The following is a 16,881-nucleotide window of genomic DNA, read 5'->3' as shown; positions in this document are numbered from 1 at the left end:
GCTGCCAGAGCTAATGGAATCAAAGTAAAAAGTATAAAAATCAAAGCGTCCGGGATCTGTAGGATTTAGGCGGATGCCCGGTTTTCTTTTTAAAGAAATTGTAGAAGTAATTGGGATATTCGAAGCCAAGGCTGTACGCGATTTCAGCAATAGGCCAGTCGGTGTGTTTGAGCAATGCTTTTGCTTCCGCCAGTATCCTTTCGGAGATATGGCCGGTAGTTGGCCTGCCCGTCGTTTCCTGCATGGCATGGTTCAGATGGTTCACATGAACGGACAGCGCGTTCGCGAAATCGCCGGCGGTTCTCAGTTTCAGCGACCGGTCGGGATTATCGACGGGGAACTGCCTTTCGAGCAGCTCCAGGAAATCCGATGCGATGCGCCCGGCTGCATTTTTTTGCCGCACGCCGGTGATGCCGGGTTTTATTTTCAATGCCTCGTGGATGAGCAGGTGCAGGTAATTCCGCAACAGGTCGTACTTGTAAACATAGTCGGATTCGATCTCCGCCAGCATCAAGACGAATATCTCCCGGAGGCGGCGCAGTTGTTTCTTATCGGGGAAAAAGACAGGGTGGTGGCCGGGCTGAAGCAGCGGTGAGTTTTGCAGGCCCTCGTCCCGGTCACCGTCTTGGAGGAACTCTTTTTTGAACAGGCAGAAATAACCGGGCTGTTCCTCAGAGCGCGGCGCCCATGCGAAAGGAATAACAGGATTGAAGAATACCAGCGCCGGTCGGTCGATCTCGATTTCCTGGTGATGCCAGCTGAGCCGGCTGGTGCCTTCCAGCAGGGAGATTTTATAAAAGTCGCGCCGGTTATACACATGCGGCTCATTGCAGTTGGTCTCGTTTTCAAACACATTGAACAGGCCGTGCGCCTCGCCCGCCATCCCGCGGTCGTGGTAAAACGCTTCAACGCTCTGCTGTTTTTTCATATCACAAATGTACGATAATCAAAGGAGGCACAGCGGGCGGAAAAGGGACAGGCGCATCCGGGAGAAGGCAGGGAATTACCGGGCGATAACCCGTGTACCGCCCTCATTAACAACCAGTTTCAGCAAAAAAACGTACATTAGGTATATATATCCTATGATATGTCGATACTATCTCCTATAGCTGAAAAGCAGTCTATGAAGGTCCTGGTGACCGCCGTGCAGGAAATGTCCCTGGCTCGCAGTCTTGAATCCGTTATGCGCATCGTGCGCACAGCCGCCCGCCGCCTCACCGGGGCCGACGGCGCCACCTTCGTGCTCCGCGACCAGGGAAAATGTTATTACGCAGATGAAGACGCCATCGCGCCTTTGTGGAAAGGGCAGCGGTTTCCCATGGACATCTGTATCAGCGGCTGGGCCATGATCAACCGCAAGCCGGCGGTGATCGAGGATATTTACCAGGACAGCCGGATTCCCATCGACGCATACCGTCCCACCTTCGTAAAAAGCCTGCTCATGGTGCCGGTAAGAAGCATCGATCCCATTGCGGCGATCGGCAATTACTGGGCGCATAAACACCTGCCTTCCGACGAAGAAATAGAAATGCTGCAGTCGCTGGCGGATATCACGGCCGTCAATATGGAAAACATCCAGGTATATGCGGAACTGGAACAGCGCGTGAACGAGCGTACGCAGGAGCTGATCCATTCGCTCGACCGGGAAAAGGAACTGAGCGCGGCCAAAACCCGCATGGTGTCGATGGCCTCCCATGAATTCAAAACACCCCTCAGCGCGATCCTGTCCAGCGCATTCCTGCTGGAGAACTACAAAGGGGAGGGGCACGAAGAGAAGAAAAAGATACAGCTCGGCAAAATCAAATCGTCCGTCAACAATCTCAATACCATTCTGCACGATTTCCTGCTGATAGACAAGCTCGATCAGGGGAAGGCCGAAATGCAGGGCGAGCGCATCCATCTCCGCGATTTTATAGAAAACCTTGTGGATGAGTTCAGCAGCGCCTTAAGAATCGGCCAGAAAGTACGCTTCACGCACGAGGGCGAAATGGAGATAGTGCAGGATGCCAAGGTATTGCGGCACATCCTGCTGAACCTGATCTCCAACGCCAGCAAATATTCCGGCGAGCACCAGCCGATCGACCTGCACATCAAAGTAGCCGATAACAAAGCATCAGCCAGGGTCAGGGATTACGGCATCGGCATTCCTTATGAAGACCAGCACCGGATATTCGGCAATTTTTTCAGGGCGTCCAATGCCGGCGACATCCAGGGTACCGGCCTGGGCCTGAACATCGTGAAACGTTATACCGATCTGCTGAACGGCGATATTTCCTTCGAGAGCAAGCCCGGCGAAGGCACCTGTTTTACTTTGACATTCGGGAGCATGACCGCATGATGGGCACAATGCCTGGCACCGCACCGGCGGAAGGAGAGGTGAAACGGCATGTGTGCTGATTCGTTGAGCGGTACACATCAGCTGTATATTCAGGAAAGGATGGCGGAGAAGTTCCTGTTGGCCATGATCGCAGAGGTCAGCTGCGCCACGTTTTCATACACTTTATTGTACAAAAAGGGCCCCATGCTGATGCGTTTGACGCCCAGCTGATGCAGCGTGTCGAAATCCGGCAGCCCCGGGATGCACATCACGTTCAGCGGCAGTTTGGTGATACCGGCAGCCGCTGCGATATCTTTTTCCGCAGCGATGCAGGGCAGGAAAATTCCGTCCGCTCCGGCCGCCTCATACAGGGGAAGCCGTTCTTCCAGTTCCTGCTGTTTATTGTGAACATCCAGCAGATAAATGTCGGACCGCACATTGATGAATATATCCGCATTCCGCGAAGCCAACCTGTTTTTGATATGGGATACCGTTTTGGCGAAGATGCCCGCGTTTTTCAGCGTTCGCCCGGAAGAGCCGATGAGCGAATCCTCGATGTTGATGCCCGCCACCCCGATGTCGGCCAGCCGGAGAATATTGTCTGCGATGGCATCGTTGGAAATGCCGTAACCCATTTCCACGTCGGCCGACAATGGGATATTGACCGATGTGCGGATACGGCTGAGCATGAAGAAATAATCCGTGAAAGGGATCTTTTCTCCGTCGTCGTAGCCGAGGCTGGCCGCCACCGCGGCGCTGGATGTGCCTACGGCCGGGAATTTTTCTTCCTCGAAAATCAGGGCGCTTTTAACGTTCCATGCGTTCGGCAGCAACAGCAGGCCGTTGGAATGATGCAGGTTTCTGAAGTGGTTCATATTGTCCGGTTGATGATACAATGAATAAATTTCAGGTACAAAATTATACGCGTACAACAACCCGGAATTGTATAAAACGGAACTGCTCAGTTTTGAACGGCTGCAACCGTGATGGGAGAAGTGTCTGCGGCGTAACCGGAGGGCGTAAGACCGGTGAAGGATTTGAATTCTTTGATGAAATGCGACTGGTCGAAGTAGCCGCAATGATATGCGATGGAGGTTAACGGGATATCTTTTTGCGTAACGAGCTTCAGGCTCTGCTGGAAGCGGTTGATCTTGGTGTACAGTTTCGGGGTGAGGCCGGTGTATTGCAGGAAAAGTTTTTGCAGGTAACGCGAGGTAATGCCATAGCGGGACGCCACGTTTTCAATATTGTCGAAAAAGTCTTCGTGCCCCATTTCGCGCATGATGTGATCGATCAGCCCTGCCTTGTTCCATCTTCCTTCCGATGCGGCCAGCCGTTGCAGGAGGAAATTTTCGACCAGCGCAATTCTTTCCTGCCATATAGCCGTATCGAGCAGCCTGCCATGCAGCGAGGTGGTAACCTCGCCCCAGATGTCGCTGAAGTCGGCCACCTGGTTGTTGAACAGGCTTGCTTTGTCGTTGAGGATAAAGGACGCGGCATGCGGGAAAAAACGGATGCCCAGCATGGTGTTTTTTCCGATCGATTTCACCGGCAACGGCCGGATGATTTGCCCCCACAGTTCAATGGCCGGCGTGGTCACAAACCCGCTGCCGGCATCGGTCTGCCAATGGCCGGCGCCGAGGTTGAAGATGATTTCCATCGCGCCGCTGGGAAATACGATGTCCTCAAATGCCGTACTGGTATCCGATTCGTAGATGTAATAACATTTTACATACTGCTGTAGCCTGTTTGCCGGTGTTATCTCTCGATATTTCATTGTTGCGGGCTGAGGTGAATTAAAGATACGAAATGCCGGAAACTCCACCGTCCGGCAACCACAAAGGTCGCCGGGCGGTGCAAAAGAGGATTGTAAAAAACGGAACAGCAGGAATATTATGGCAGCGCCTGGTACACTGCCGCTTCAAACTCCTCCCCGATGGAGAAGTAAGGCGAGAGATATTCCTGTGTGAACAACAGCACTATCAGTCCCTTTTGCGGATCCGCCCAGCCATGTGTGTTGTAGGCGCCTCCCCAACCGAACGAGCCGATACTGCGGGGCTGGAGATAAGCGTTGCCGGCTGTTGTCAGCGCAAACCCCCCGAGCGTGAAAGCAAAATCGTCGGGTTGCTGCGGAAGGGGAGACGGGTGAACGCCTTCGCGTAACTGGTTGCGCAGTATCAACTCCACGGTAGACGGCGCCACCAGCTGTTTTCCTTTGAACTGACCTTTTTGGAGGTACATCGTATAAAAATTCGCCATGTCTGCGGTAGTGGAGCTTAAGCCGGCCCCGCCCGACAGATAGCTGCCTTTCAGCGTGGGGAACAGCGGGTCAACGCCTTCATACAACTGGTGGTTGACTTTTTCAAGTCCGCCGTTGGCGGTGGTTTCATAGAGACTCACCAGCCGGTCTTTTTTGCCAGCCGGGAGATGGAACCAGGTGTCTTTCATCTCGAGCGGCTCAAACACACGCTGGCGCATGAAGACATCCAATGGCTGGCCGCTCCAGATTTCAACGAGGTACCCCAGCAGGTCGGTGTTCAGCCCGTACGTGAAGGCCGCCCCGGGGTCGTGCTGTAAAGGAAGGGTGGCCAGTAATTCCATCTTTTCCCTGATGGTGGATGTACTGGTGCCGATGCCCGAAGGAATGCCCGCATTCGCATAGATGCGCTGCATTACCGGGTCGCTGAATACGGCAGCGTAAGCAATGCCGGAGGTATGGCGCAACAGGTCGCGGATGGTGATTTCCCGGCTGGCCGGCCTCGTCGTATAACTATCGTCGGCGGGATTATGCGAAACCAGTACTTTCGGGGCTTTGAATGCGGGGATGTACCTGGACAGGGGATCATCCAGCAGGAATTTGCCTTCCTCCCACAGCATCATCACGGCAAGGCTCGTCAGGGCTTTGGATTGGGACGCAATTCTGAAAATATCATCTGCCCGCATCGCTCTTCGGGTTTCCATATCCGCATAACCGAACGATTGCTGATAGATCACTTTGCCGTGCCGGAGAATGAGCGCTGTGGCGCCCGGTATGTGGCGTGCCGCGATATGTTTGTTGATGACGGCGTCTATTCGTACTGCGCGGTCGGGCTTGAGTTGTGCGCTGGTGGTATGGTAGGCGGATAAAATGATCAGGCCAGCCAGTAGAAAAAATCCTTTCTGATGTTTCATTGTGTTGATTTTCTTCCGCAAAGTTCAGCCGGATTCACCTATAAATAAAATAATGTGAATTATATCCATCTATCATTTTTGTGATGACTTTATGCGGGATGAAAACACGCCGTAATTTTAGCGTATACCAATACCCGGCATATGGCACCACATAACAGTACCGAACGGTTTGGCAACCGTGTAGACGATTACGTTAAATACCGCCCCGGTTATCCTGCTGCGGTCATCGATTACCTGCAGCAACGCTTCGGCCTGCCTTCAGGCAGCGCTGTGGCGGATGTAGGCTCCGGTACGGGCATTTCTGCGGCCCTGTTGCTGGAGGCCGGTTACGAGGTGACCGGTGTGGAGCCCAATGGTCCCATGCGCGAAAAGTCGGTAGAGCTGCTGGGGCATTTCCCGGGCTTCCGCGCGGTGAACGGCACGGCCGAGCATACCGGTCTCGAAACAGGCAGTATGGACGCCGTGGTGGCGGGACAGGCCTTCCACTGGTTCAATGCCGCTCAAACACGCCCGGAATTCAAAAGGATCCTCAAACCGCAGGGGATCGTGGTGCTTATCTGGAATGAAAGGCTGACCGACGATGCGTTTTCGGCGGCGTACGATGAACTGATCGTTCGCCATGCCAGCGATTACAAGCAGGTCGATCATCGCAATACGGATGAAGAAAAAATCAGCGCATTTTTCCATCCTGCCGCATTTGAGAGCGCGACCTTTCCAAACCGCCAGGTGTTTGACTTCGACGGGCTGAAAGGCCGGCTCGGTTCTTCGTCGTATGTGCCGGCGCCGGGTGAAGCGGGTTATGATGCGATGGTGGAAGACCTGCGTGTATTGTTCCATCGCTTTCAGGAGAACGGTACTGTTACGGTGCGGTATGCGACCAAATTGTACGCGGGAACGTTATAAAAAATGAGGCCGTTGAAAATGTGCGCGCTCTTCATTTGATGTAGCCAATGCTGCGCGTATTTTAGCGTACCCTGATGGGATATTAGCATCACTGAAATATCCCGGAATTCTGAGTATTTTACTGCCTGTCTAAAGTGATATTCAGATGAAATTCCGCGTACTGTCTGTGTGCTTCCTGCTCCTCATGCTGCACAGCGCATCGGCCCAAAGCAGTGAAACTACCGTTGACTGGAAAGGGTTCAAAAAAGTAAAGTTCCGCTTCGCGGACCGGGATGCCTTCTATGTAATGCCCCGTCAGCCGCTGCCCGGCAACCCCTGGGTCTGGCGCGCACATTTCCCCGACTGGCATACGGAGATGGACAGCATCCTGTTGACACGCGGCTTCCACGTAGCATACGTCAATACCAATAACCTCTTTGGCCATCCGCAGGCGATGCAGGTGTGGGATGCCTTTTATGCTTATATGACCGGCACTAAACAGATGGCTCCGAAGGTGGCGCTGGAAGGTGTTAGCCGGGGAGGACTGTATGTGTACGGATGGGCGAAGCGCAACCCCGGGAAAGTAGCTTGTATCTATGCGGAAGCGCCGGTTTGTGATCCTAAAAGCTGGCCGGGCGGAAAGGGCCGCGGCAAAGGTGCGCCGGATCAATGGGCCCAATGGCTGCAATTATTCGGGAAAACGGAAGCCACCGCCGGCGACTACACGGATATTCCGTTGAAAGATCTGGCAGGACTGGCGGCCTTCAAAGTGCCGGTACTGCACGTGATCGGCCTGCACGATTCCATTGTGCCGGCGGAGGAAAATACTTTCCCGCTCATCCAGGAATACACCCGCCTGGGGGGACCGGCAACGGTCATTCCCATGACGAGGGGGGAACAGAACCTGGCAGGGCATCATTTTTACATTGAACAGCCCGCACAGCTGGCGGATTTTATAGAACGCCACAGCGTGCCCGTCAGCCGGCCACTCGGTAGCAGTGCGTACATCGAAAGAAACGCCTCACTCAACCGCGCATTTCAAAAGTTTCGCCAGACGAAAACCGGAACGGTGGCCTTCCTTGGTGGATCCATCACATACAATAAAGGCTGGCGCAATAAAGTGTCGCAGTACCTCGAGGAATCATTTCCCGGTACGACATTCACATTCATCGCAGCAGGTATTCCGTCCCTCGGCAGCACGCCGCACGCCTTCCGCTTTCACCGCGATGTGTTGGGCAAAGGCACGCCCGATTTGTTGTTCGTGGAAGCGGCGGTGAACGACCGGGGCAATGGTTTTTCTGAAACCGCGCAGGTGCGCGCCCTGGAAGGCATCCTCCGGCAGCTGTACCGGCAAAACCCGGCTGCGGCGACCGTTATGATGGCTTTTTCCGATCCTCATAAAAACGCAGATTACGACGCGGGTAAAGAGCCGGTGGAAGTAGCGGTGCACAAAAAAGTGGCAAAACATTACGGTGCGTCTTTCATCAATTTGTCGCGCGAGGTGTACGACCGCATCAAAGCCGGTGAATTCACCTGGGCGTATGATTTCAAAGACCTGCATCCTTCGCCGTTCGGCCAGGAGATTTATTTCCGGACGATGAAAACGATGCTGCAGGAGCAACCGGCCACGGCGGCCGCACCGGGCGCAATGCCCGCACGATTGAATCCGTTTGCATACGACAATGGCCGTTACCACGCTGTGCAGGAAGCAGCACAGTTAAAAGGGTTCCGGGTGGTGGATAGCTGGAAACCGGCAGACGAGGCCGGCACCCGCGATGGTTTCGTGAACATTCCCGTGCTGGAAGGGCAGCAGCCCGGCGCTACGTTCGAACTGACGTTCAAAGGCCGTGGTATCGGCCTTGCCGTACTGGCAGGGCCGGATGCAGGAACTATCCGCTACCGCATCGACGGCAAACCGGCCCGCACCCTTAGCCTGCATACCCAGTGGAGCAAGCGCCTCCACCTGCCCTGGTACCTGATGCTCGATGACGAGCTGGCTCCCGGCAAACACCGCCTCCAGGTGGAAATACTGCAGGAGCATGATCCCGCGGCCACAGGCACGGCCTGCCGCATCGCCCATTTCCTTGTGAACGAATAATGATTGAAGGATGCCGTTTCTTCTTTGAATCCGACCAATGGATACCGGTAAACAGCGTTAACTTTGTTTATCCTTAAATTTGGAAGATGGAAAAGCCGGAAACGCTGGAAAACTTTTATCGCACCCGCCTGGGCGTATTACCCAGCGAGATCATCCGGAAAATCGGGCACTTCAACGTGTTCCGCCTCGATGATTTCAAAGGCGGCGAAGCGGCGCACCCGATGCCTTACAGCCGGAAAGATTATTACAAGATCAGCCTCATTTCCGGCGGTAACGAAGTGCATTATGCGGACAAGATCATGACGGTAAAACAGAACATGCTGCTGTTCGCCAACCCGCAGATCCCATATAACTGGGCGCCCACGGGCCCCGAAGTACGGGCCGTTTTTTGTGTGTTCACTGAAGATTTTTTCAAAGGGTACGGCAACATCCGGGAATACCCGCTGTACCGGCCAGACGGTACGCCCGTGCTTGATCTCACCGATGAAGAGGCCCTTCAGGTAAAGGCCATCTATGAAAAGATGTTTGCCGAAATCGCCTCGGATTATCCCTACAAATACGATGTGTTGCGCGGCCTGGTGCTGGAACTGATCCATATTGCGCTGAAGCTGCGCCCGGGCATGATCAGCCAGCCGGGTAAAACGGATTCCAACGCATCGGAACGCATTACCGGGCTGTTCCTGGAGCTATTGGAAAGGCAGTTCCCGATTGAATCCACGCTGCAGGCCATTCATCTCCGAACGGCCGGTGAATATGCGAAGCAGTTGAACCTGCACGTCAACCACCTCAACAAAGTACTGAAAGACAGTACGGGGAAAACCACCACGGCGCTTATCGCGGAGCGCATCGCGCTCGAAGCCCGCGCTCTGCTCAAACATACGAACTGGAATATTTCCGAGATAGCCGCTTGTCTTGGTTTTGAAGACCTCTCGCATTTTATCAAATTCTTCAAAAAGTATGCGCAGGTAACGCCGAAGGACTTCCGGAAATAACGCGGATTCGGTAATTTTATGGCCTATGGCGTCTACCTTCAACATCATCCGGCTCAACAAATCAACGCAAACCATCAGCGACCTGGCTGGCCTGATCATCGAAACTGTGGCCAACGGCGGCTCCGTCAGTTTTATGCATCCGCTGGCAAGGGAGGAAGCATCGGCGTTCTGGGAAAGCTCACTCGACGCTGCGGCGCGCGGCGAAAGGGTTATCCTCGGTATCTACGATGGAACGGTACTGGCTGGCACAGTGACGTTGCTGCTGCAATGTCCACCCAACCAGCCTCACCGCGCCGAAATCGCAAAACTGATGACCCGCGTGCAATACCGCGGCAAAGGCATCGCCCGTGCATTGATGGTGGCGGCGGAACAGCTGGCGGTGGAGCAAGGCCGCACCCTGCTCACACTGGATACGGCCACCGATGGCGGGGCATCGGGATTGTATGAAGGATTGGGATTCCAAGCCGCCGGCGAAATTCCCGGCTATGCGCTCAAGCCCCATGGCGGCCTCACCGGAACGATCATCTACTGGAAACAGATCGGCTGAAAAAACAAATGGATGCTTTCAAAGCACCCATTTGTGAAGAGACTTTTCTGCTTACAACTTACCGGCCGTTGTTGAGCGTTGTTGTCTTGTACAAGCCGGAGGTCATCGTTAAGGGCGCATTAAATCTTCTCTTCGAGGATTCGTTACAAACTCCCCGGTCTGCCGTGATGTTCACGGGATCAAACCGGTTCATCAAATCTTCGCTCCGCCACTTCGGTATAAACTACCCTGTCCGCCGTGATAGTCGTCTGAGCAAACCGGCTTGTTAAGCCCTCACTCCGCCGTTTCGGTATAAACTCCCCTGTCCGCCATGATGTTCAGGCGTTTGAACATCGCTGCCGGATCAAAACCCTGCTGCTGATATAGCACCTGTACAGCTGCTTTTGCCTTCGCAAGGGCTTCGCGGCTTTCCCATTGCGCCACTGTTACGCAAACGAGGTTGCCCTTTTCGTCGTTGTATTCATACGCAGCGTCGTCGATGAAGCCGGGCAGCGTTTTGATGAATGCGCGGTTGATGCGGGTCCTTTCCCGGAATTCCTGTATGGCGGCGGGTGGTACGAGGAATTTGTCGATGAAGCTCACCTGTCCGTTTTTAGCGGCGGGAGCAGGTATGGTAGCAGGCAGCACGTCGAGCGACTGTAAAAATCCAAGACGGTCGGTCATCAGTTGGGAGCGGAACAGTTTCCCGTCTTTGAACGTATGGATCCCGATGCCGGTGTTTCTCACTTTTTTCCCGGTGGCTGGATAGTGAAGGTACTGCGCGGCGTGCGTGCCTTCCCAATACCAGCTCACCGCTACCTGGTCGCCCTCCGCTACAATCGATTCAATATGCCATTGCATATCGGGGAAGGCTTTGATCAGCGGCGCCAGTGAGGCTTCAAACCCGGCTGGCCCCTGATGGTCGCCGAGGCTGTATTCCGGCGATACCAGCGCAGGTAATATCGTCATGTTCCTTTTGTTCAGCGCTTCTTCATACAACCGTCGTACGGCAGCTTTGTTGCTGGCTGTGGCAGGTTCTTCGTGCGGGGGAGGTATAACAGGGTTGTTCACTGTTGCGGATGGAGTTGTCTCGTGCGGATGATGCACAGCGGTTTTTTCGTTCGTCATGATAACTGTTTTTGTGATAGGATGGATAGCGTGGGCAGGCAGGATGCCGGTGAACAGCATGGCCCCGATACATATCGTTTTCATTGTTTTTTTGACAAAGTTACCCGCCGGGCGCCCCGTGGAATTGTAAAAAATCATTGATTTGAGAGGGATATTTACCAGAAGGGCTCCGACTTGAAAAAGTCTTTTGGCGATTGCCCGGTAAACAGGCGGAAATCTTTGATGAAATGCGACTGATCGAAGTAACCCGCATCGTACGAAGCGGCGGTCAGGGAAGGGGAGTGGGGATAGCGGCTGATGACGTTCCGGAGCCGGATGATAGACGCGTATTGTTTAGGGCTGGCGCCGATGAGGTGCCGGAATCTTTTTTCAAACGGGTCCTGGCTGATGTGCAGCGAAGCAGCCAGGTCTTTGATCCGCGCCAGCCCGTTCTGCGCCTGTATCCGTTGAATGGCCTCACCGATCAGCGGATCCGCTTTCCGTACCGCCAGGTGTTTTAACAAAAATGTTTCCATCACACCCACCCGGTGGCGGTGCGACTTCGCTTCGGCGAGGCGCTCCAGGATTTCACGGAGCGATGCGACGGGAAACAGGTTGTCTGACGAAATACTGAGCCCGAACAGCTCATGTGCCGGCAGGCCGGAAAACGCGGCGATGCCGCCTTCGTTCAGTATCACCAGGAGGTTGCCGGTTTGGCGCTGATAGTTAAATAGGCGGGCCGATTTGCGCAGGCCGGAAATGGCCGTGGCGGGGATGTTCTCGAGCTGTCCGTCTTCTTTCCTGAGCACATTCCCCGCATAACGGAACGCCATCACGATAGCCGTGTCGGGAATGGTTTTGCTGTCGGCTTCCTGCTCACTTTCAACAATGAGGTAAGCCTTTATAAATGGCTTCAATGCAGGTGACGGAAAGAATTTTTCGACTTTCATGCTCCCCGCAAAATTAGCGAAATTTCTTACCTTACTGTAAATTTCCCCGTTATGAAAGCAGCAACAGCAGCCATCATCCTGCTATTGTGCAGTATCGTATGCACGGCGCAGCAAAAAGCACATATTCTCGTTATTACTGGCGGTCACGGCTTTAAACAGGTGCCTTTTTACCAGATGTTCGACTCCCTGGCCGGTATCACCTACGATAAACTGGCGCAGCCGCAGGCCAACGAGCTCATCGCTGCACCGGCGGTGAAAAAGTACGACGCGCTGGTATTTTACGATATGTACGATTCCATCACCCCGCAGCAGCAACAGGCCTACCTGCAATTGCTGCAAAAGGGCACGGCCATGATCTTCCTGCATCATGCCCTTGTTTCGTACCAACGTAACTGGAACGAGTTTCAGCACATCCTTGGCGGCAAATACTATGAAAAAGCGACGCTGGTGAATGGAGATACCCTTACATCCAGTTATCAGCACGATGTGGTGATCCCCGTGAAGATAGAAGACCGGCAACACCCTGTTACCAAAGGGCTGCAGGATTTCGAAATATACGATGAGGTGTACGGCAACTTCGGTATACAGCCCGGTATCCACCCGCTGCTGAGCACCACGCATCCCGGCAGTTCGCGGTACATCGGCTGGGTCAATCATTATGCCAATACCGATGTGCTGTTCATTCAGCTGGGGCATGGCCCGGAAGCCTTTGCCAATCCCAATTACAGGAAACTGTTACAACAGGGGATTCATTGGTCGGTACAGCACCACCGTAAAAAATAACCTCATGACGGGCGCAGGCGCAGGAATTGCCCGCGCAGTACCTGGTACACCAGTATCAGCCATAGCAGCAGGCAGGGAAAGGCTTTGAATGCATAAGGAAGCACGATGTTCTTTTTGACCCAGGGCGTCACCAAATCCGAATGTGAAAAACTGGTGCCGATGAGTATGAAAATGAATAACGCATTGTTCCATTTGGTGGCTGGCTGCAGCACATACCAGATGCACACTGCCGGGAATGCGATGATGTAGGTGGGCGATTCGGAACTGGTGCTGAATAGCACCGTAAACAGCAGGGTAGAGGCCAGCAGGTACAATTGGTAACGGGGATGTTCCTTCCACCGCAGGCGGCTGTATTGCGAAAAGAAAAGCAGCAGGCCCGGCCCCAGCACCCACCAGTTACTCAGGGCAGGCAGCCGGAATACCCGTTGTATAAAACCCATCGCGGAAATGTTCTGCAGCACGATCCCCTCATGGAAGCGGTAATTCTTATCGTTCTTTTCCAGGAGTGCGGCCATCCATTCGTGGTAGGTGCGCAAAATATACGCCATGGGCGCAAGCGCCAGCGGTAGTGCGAACATGACCGCTGCCCACAGCACCAGGCTGCCGGTCAGCCGGAGGCGGTTTCGGCTGAAGAAGAAAAAAGCAAGTCCTGCGATGCCGTACAGCTTGGTGAACGTGCCGGCCATGATAAGAAAAGCCGCCCAAAAATCTTTCCCTTTTAAGATACATGTAAAGCTCAGTATCAGGCAGGCGGCAATGGCCGGGTTGAACTGGAAGTAACTGCTGGCCGCCATCAGTTCGTGGCTGGAAAAGATCAGGATGAGGTTTTGCTGGATGCGGTTCAGCGGTAGTTGCCGGATCGCGATGTAAAGGAACGCGGCATTCGCCATCACCCATAGAAAAGCGCCCGCTGCATCCGGCAGTAGTGCGAAAGGGGCGATGATCAGGCTGAACAGCGGACCATACATGTTAACGTCGAAATACTCGGGGTAGGGAATGTACAGCGGCTGCTGCGCGCGCACATGCAGGAATACATGTTTAAAAATGATGTAGTTGTTCATGTTGTGCACCAGCAGCTCTTTGGCCGCCACGGCGGCCGATAGCCCGAACCACAGCAGCAGCGCGGGCCAGTCTCTTGCTCCCAGCATCGATAAGGTCAGACGTTTTTTCATGCAGCGGGTTTTCGAGGTGGTATTGAAATTAGGGCATATTCTTTAGATTTACGAATGCAATTCGACGAATATATAGGGCGCTGGCAGCTCATTCCGGACGGAGAACCGATCATCACGCACAGCAGCCGCCTGTTGCCGGTGAAACGGAACGGCGCACCCGCCATGCTGAAAATTGCGGTAGAACCGGATGAAAAAGCCGGTGGCGCGGTGATGGTGTGGTGGAACGGAGAGGGCGCCGCGAAAGTACTGGCGCATCACAAGGATGCCCTGTTGCTGGAGCGCGCGGAAGGAACACGCTCGCTGGCGGCCATGGCCCGTAATGGCGAGGATGAAGCAGCCACCCGCATTCTCTGCACGGCCACCATGCGTCTCCACGCGCCGAAAAACGGCCCCCGGCCTGCACTGAAATCGCTGAAAGACTGGTTCCGCGACCTGACGCTGCACGGGCACAAATACGGCGGCGTCATCACGGAAGCGGCCCGGATGGCGGAGCAGCTCCTCGATGCGCAACAGGAGGAGGTGGTGTTGCATGGCGACGTACACCACGATAACTTTCTCGATTTTGAAGAACGCGGCTGGCTGGCCATCGATCCCAAATGGATCATCGGCGACAGGGCATTTGATTACGCGAATATTTTCTGTAATCCTGATTTTGCGTCCGCCACCCCGCGGGAGCGGTTCTTCAGCCGCTTGCAGACGGTCACTGAGATGACGGGCATCGACCGCCAGCGCATGCTGCGGTGGACGCTGGCCTGGACCGGTTTGTCGGCCGTGTGGTTCCTGGAAGACAATATGAACGCGGACATCGACCTCGCCATCGGGGAGATGGCCCTGGCTGAGCTGCGGAAGTAACTCAGTATTCCACCATTACCTTGATGCTTTTCTTCGGATAATTTTCCATGAGCGCTTTGAGGTCGCCGAACTGTACCCGGTGCGTGATGTAATCCGCTGGCGTTACCCGTTTGCTGCTGATGCTTTGCGTCACGAGTTCAAAATCCTGGCGGGTGGCGTTGCGGCTGCTCATGATGGCGCCTTCCCTTTTATGCAGTTCGGGATGGGCGATGGTGAGGGCTTCTTTCTGCAATCCCACCAGTACATACCGTCCGCCGTGCGCGAGATATTGCAGCGAACCGTTGAGCGCGGCAAGGTTGCCGGTGGCGTCGATCACCACATCGGCGGTGATGTCGCCGGGTTTGTCCGTTACCTGTACGCCTGCTTTCCTGCCGAACTCGAGACGCTCGGGATTGCGGTCGGTGACCGTTACCTCCGCGCCCGCGATTTTGGCGAATTCCATCAGTCCCAGCCCGATAGGTCCCGCGCCCACGATCAGCACCGATTCGCCGGGTTCCACGCCTGCGCGCCGGATGCCGTGTGCGCCGATGGCGAGGGGTTCGGTTAAGGCCAGTTCATCGAGACTGAGGCCGTCGTGTTTGATTAACGCCGCCGTCGGTACGGAGAGGTATTCGCGCATGCCGCCGTCCACATGCACGCCGCATACCTGCATTTTGACGCAGCAGTTGGTTTTGCCGCGCAGGCAGGCGTTGCATTCCCCGCAGTGATAATAGGGGATGAAGGTCACCTGGTCGCCGGGCGCAAAACCTTCTCCGCCGTCGCTGTCCACAATTTCACCCGCCAGCTCGTGCCCAAGAATGCGGGGATAGTTGAAATACGGTTGCGTGCCCTGGTAGGCATGGAAATCGGTGCCGCAGATGCCGGTGCGCAGGATGCGGATGATGGTTTGTCCTTTTTTCATTTCAGGAGCCGGGATATCGATGTATTCCATATGGCCCGGTGTGGTGCAGATCAGTGCTTTCATAATATTTCCCCTCGGGTTGATTGCGTAGCAGGCTTGTAACGTGAAATTGTTACAAACTTATCAATTTATCCACCCGTAAACTGTCTTTTTCTTTCAAAAAATTGCACTATATTAACAATGCGATGAAACCTGTATTGCGTCAAATGACGGCCACACCGAATCTTTCGTTTACCGTGCGGAAAGATGTGGGCGTGAACATGATTAATAACTGGCATTACCATGCCGAAATAGAATTGCTGTATATCCGGCGCAGCGCCGGTACCTGGCTCATAGGCGATCATATCGGGCATTTCCAGACGGGCGATGTGGTAATGACGGGCACCAACCTGCCGCATTGTTTCCGGCACGAAGCGGAACATATGGAAGCGGGCGAAACGATCTGCGTCAAATTCCTGCCGGATATGCTGGGAGAGTATTTTCTGGGCCTGCCGGAATCCAAGGACATCCGGAGCCTCTTTGCCCGCGCCGCCAACGGCCTGCGGCTCGAAGGCGGCATCCGCGAACGTGCCGGGCAACTCATCGAACAGATGCTGGATGATACGCCCGGCCGCAGAATGGTGAACCTGCTGCTCATGCTCCAGGAAATCGCGGACAGCCGCGACTGTGTGCCGCTCTCCTCCACGGGTTTCATGCAAAGCCCCGTTGCGGCTACCGACGAAGAACGCATCAAGACGATTTTCGAATACACCATGCGGCATTACCACGAAAAGATATCACTCGATACCGTGGCCGGCTTACTGCATATGACGCGCCCGTCGTTCTGCCGCTTCTTCAAAAACCGCACCCGCAAAACATACGTGCAGTTCCTCATGGAAGTGCGTATCGGCCATGCCTGCAAACTGCTCGTGGAAGATGAAAAGACCGTGGCGGAAATAGGCTATGAATGCGGATACAACAACATCTCCCATTTTAACCACCAGTTCAAGTTCATTACCGGTAAAAAGCCCCTGGAATATAAACGCGACTACCTGCAAACGCACCGGTAAGTTGTGGCATCACCAGCCATTAAAACCGGCTCTACCATAGGTACCAGTCAGCCGGTGTCTGATGGGGATAGCAGGGTTTCC

The 16,881-nt window shown here is 54.4% G+C and carries 16 protein-coding genes; 8 read left to right on the top strand and 8 right to left on the bottom strand.

Features of this window, described 5'->3' with window-relative positions; genetic code table 11:
• Positions 1-40: 40 nt before the first annotated feature.
• A complete protein-coding gene (locus tag EGT74_RS01055) occupies positions 41-928 on the bottom strand; it encodes a helix-turn-helix domain-containing protein (protein ID WP_123844631.1) in 888 nt (295 codons plus the stop codon).
• A gap of 195 nt (positions 929-1,123) precedes the next feature.
• Between EGT74_RS01055 and EGT74_RS01050 the strand changes: the two genes are divergently transcribed.
• Positions 1,124-2,338 (top strand): sensor histidine kinase, encoded by a 1,215-nt coding sequence (locus EGT74_RS01050; protein ID WP_158617948.1) that lies wholly within the window; start codon positions 1,124-1,126, stop codon positions 2,336-2,338.
• Positions 2,339-2,427: 89 nt separating this feature from the next.
• Here the strand turns inward: EGT74_RS01050 and EGT74_RS01045 are convergent, their stop codons facing one another.
• The 3 genes from EGT74_RS01045 to EGT74_RS01035 form a co-directional block, all read right to left on the bottom strand.
• Positions 2,428-3,192, bottom strand: a complete 765-nt coding sequence (locus EGT74_RS01045; RefSeq protein WP_123844628.1) for an isocitrate lyase/PEP mutase family protein — start codon at positions 3,190-3,192, stop codon at positions 2,428-2,430.
• Between the two features lie 86 nt (positions 3,193-3,278).
• The gene (locus tag EGT74_RS01040; RefSeq protein ID WP_123844627.1) at positions 3,279-4,094 is read right to left on the bottom strand and encodes a DUF6597 domain-containing transcriptional factor; all 816 of its coding nucleotides are present in this window, start codon (positions 4,092-4,094) and stop codon (positions 3,279-3,281) included.
• 116 nt (positions 4,095-4,210) lie between these two features.
• Positions 4,211-5,488, bottom strand: a complete 1,278-nt coding sequence (locus EGT74_RS01035) for a serine hydrolase domain-containing protein (protein WP_123844625.1) — start codon at positions 5,486-5,488, stop codon at positions 4,211-4,213.
• 141 nt (positions 5,489-5,629) lie between these two features.
• On the opposite strand from EGT74_RS01035, the gene EGT74_RS01030 reads away from it, so the two are divergent.
• The 4 genes from EGT74_RS01030 (at position 5,630) to EGT74_RS01015 (ending at position 10,007) form a co-directional block, all read left to right on the top strand.
• Positions 5,630-6,391: a class I SAM-dependent methyltransferase gene (locus tag EGT74_RS01030; RefSeq protein WP_123844623.1), complete on the top strand. Its 762-nt coding sequence runs from the start codon at positions 5,630-5,632 to the stop codon at positions 6,389-6,391.
• 145 nt (positions 6,392-6,536) lie between these two features.
• Positions 6,537-8,468 (top strand): SGNH/GDSL hydrolase family protein, encoded by a 1,932-nt coding sequence (locus EGT74_RS01025; RefSeq protein WP_123844621.1) that lies wholly within the window; start codon positions 6,537-6,539, stop codon positions 8,466-8,468.
• Between the two features lie 86 nt (positions 8,469-8,554).
• Positions 8,555-9,460, top strand: a complete 906-nt coding sequence (locus tag EGT74_RS01020; RefSeq protein ID WP_123844620.1) for a helix-turn-helix domain-containing protein — start codon at positions 8,555-8,557, stop codon at positions 9,458-9,460.
• Between the two features lie 25 nt (positions 9,461-9,485).
• Positions 9,486-10,007: a GNAT family N-acetyltransferase gene (locus EGT74_RS01015; protein WP_123844618.1), complete on the top strand. Its 522-nt coding sequence runs from the start codon at positions 9,486-9,488 to the stop codon at positions 10,005-10,007.
• 273 nt (positions 10,008-10,280) lie between these two features.
• On the opposite strand, the gene EGT74_RS01010 is transcribed toward EGT74_RS01015, so the two are convergent.
• Positions 10,281-11,198, bottom strand: coding sequence for an ester cyclase (locus tag EGT74_RS01010; protein ID WP_158617947.1), 918 nt, complete (start codon positions 11,196-11,198; stop codon positions 10,281-10,283).
• Between the two features lie 71 nt (positions 11,199-11,269).
• The gene (locus tag EGT74_RS01005; protein WP_123844616.1) at positions 11,270-12,043 is read right to left on the bottom strand and encodes a helix-turn-helix domain-containing protein; all 774 of its coding nucleotides are present in this window, start codon (positions 12,041-12,043) and stop codon (positions 11,270-11,272) included.
• Positions 12,044-12,094: 51 nt separating this feature from the next.
• On the opposite strand from EGT74_RS01005, the gene EGT74_RS01000 reads away from it, so the two are divergent.
• Positions 12,095-12,826 carry a ThuA domain-containing protein gene (locus EGT74_RS01000; protein ID WP_123844615.1) on the top strand — a complete coding sequence of 244 codons (732 nt, stop codon included), beginning with the start codon at positions 12,095-12,097 and terminating at the stop codon, positions 12,824-12,826.
• Between the two features lie 2 nt (positions 12,827-12,828).
• Here EGT74_RS01000 and EGT74_RS00995 read toward each other — a convergent pair whose 3' ends face one another.
• Positions 12,829-13,998 (bottom strand): glycosyltransferase family 87 protein, encoded by a 1,170-nt coding sequence (locus tag EGT74_RS00995; protein ID WP_123844613.1) that lies wholly within the window; start codon positions 13,996-13,998, stop codon positions 12,829-12,831.
• A 54-nt stretch (positions 13,999-14,052) separates the two neighbouring features.
• Here EGT74_RS00995 and EGT74_RS00990 point away from each other — a divergent pair, with 54 nt between their 5' ends.
• Positions 14,053-14,850: an aminoglycoside phosphotransferase family protein gene (locus EGT74_RS00990; RefSeq protein WP_123844612.1), complete on the top strand. Its 798-nt coding sequence runs from the start codon at positions 14,053-14,055 to the stop codon at positions 14,848-14,850.
• 1 nt (position 14,851) lies between these two features.
• On the opposite strand, the gene EGT74_RS00985 is transcribed toward EGT74_RS00990, so the two are convergent.
• Complete coding sequence (locus EGT74_RS00985) at positions 14,852-15,814, bottom strand: zinc-binding alcohol dehydrogenase family protein (RefSeq protein WP_123844611.1); 963 nt, start codon at positions 15,812-15,814, stop codon at positions 14,852-14,854.
• A 122-nt stretch (positions 15,815-15,936) separates the two neighbouring features.
• Here EGT74_RS00985 and EGT74_RS00980 point away from each other — a divergent pair, with 122 nt between their 5' ends.
• Complete coding sequence (locus EGT74_RS00980) at positions 15,937-16,800, top strand: AraC family transcriptional regulator (RefSeq protein WP_123844609.1); 864 nt, start codon at positions 15,937-15,939, stop codon at positions 16,798-16,800.
• Positions 16,801-16,881 lie beyond the last annotated feature (81 nt).

Source organism: Chitinophaga lutea (assembly GCF_003813775.1).
In the GTDB taxonomy this organism is placed as follows: domain Bacteria; phylum Bacteroidota; class Bacteroidia; order Chitinophagales; family Chitinophagaceae; genus Chitinophaga; species Chitinophaga lutea.
Note: the sequence above shows the minus strand (reverse complement) of the source record. Positions and strands in the feature narration are given on the sequence as shown.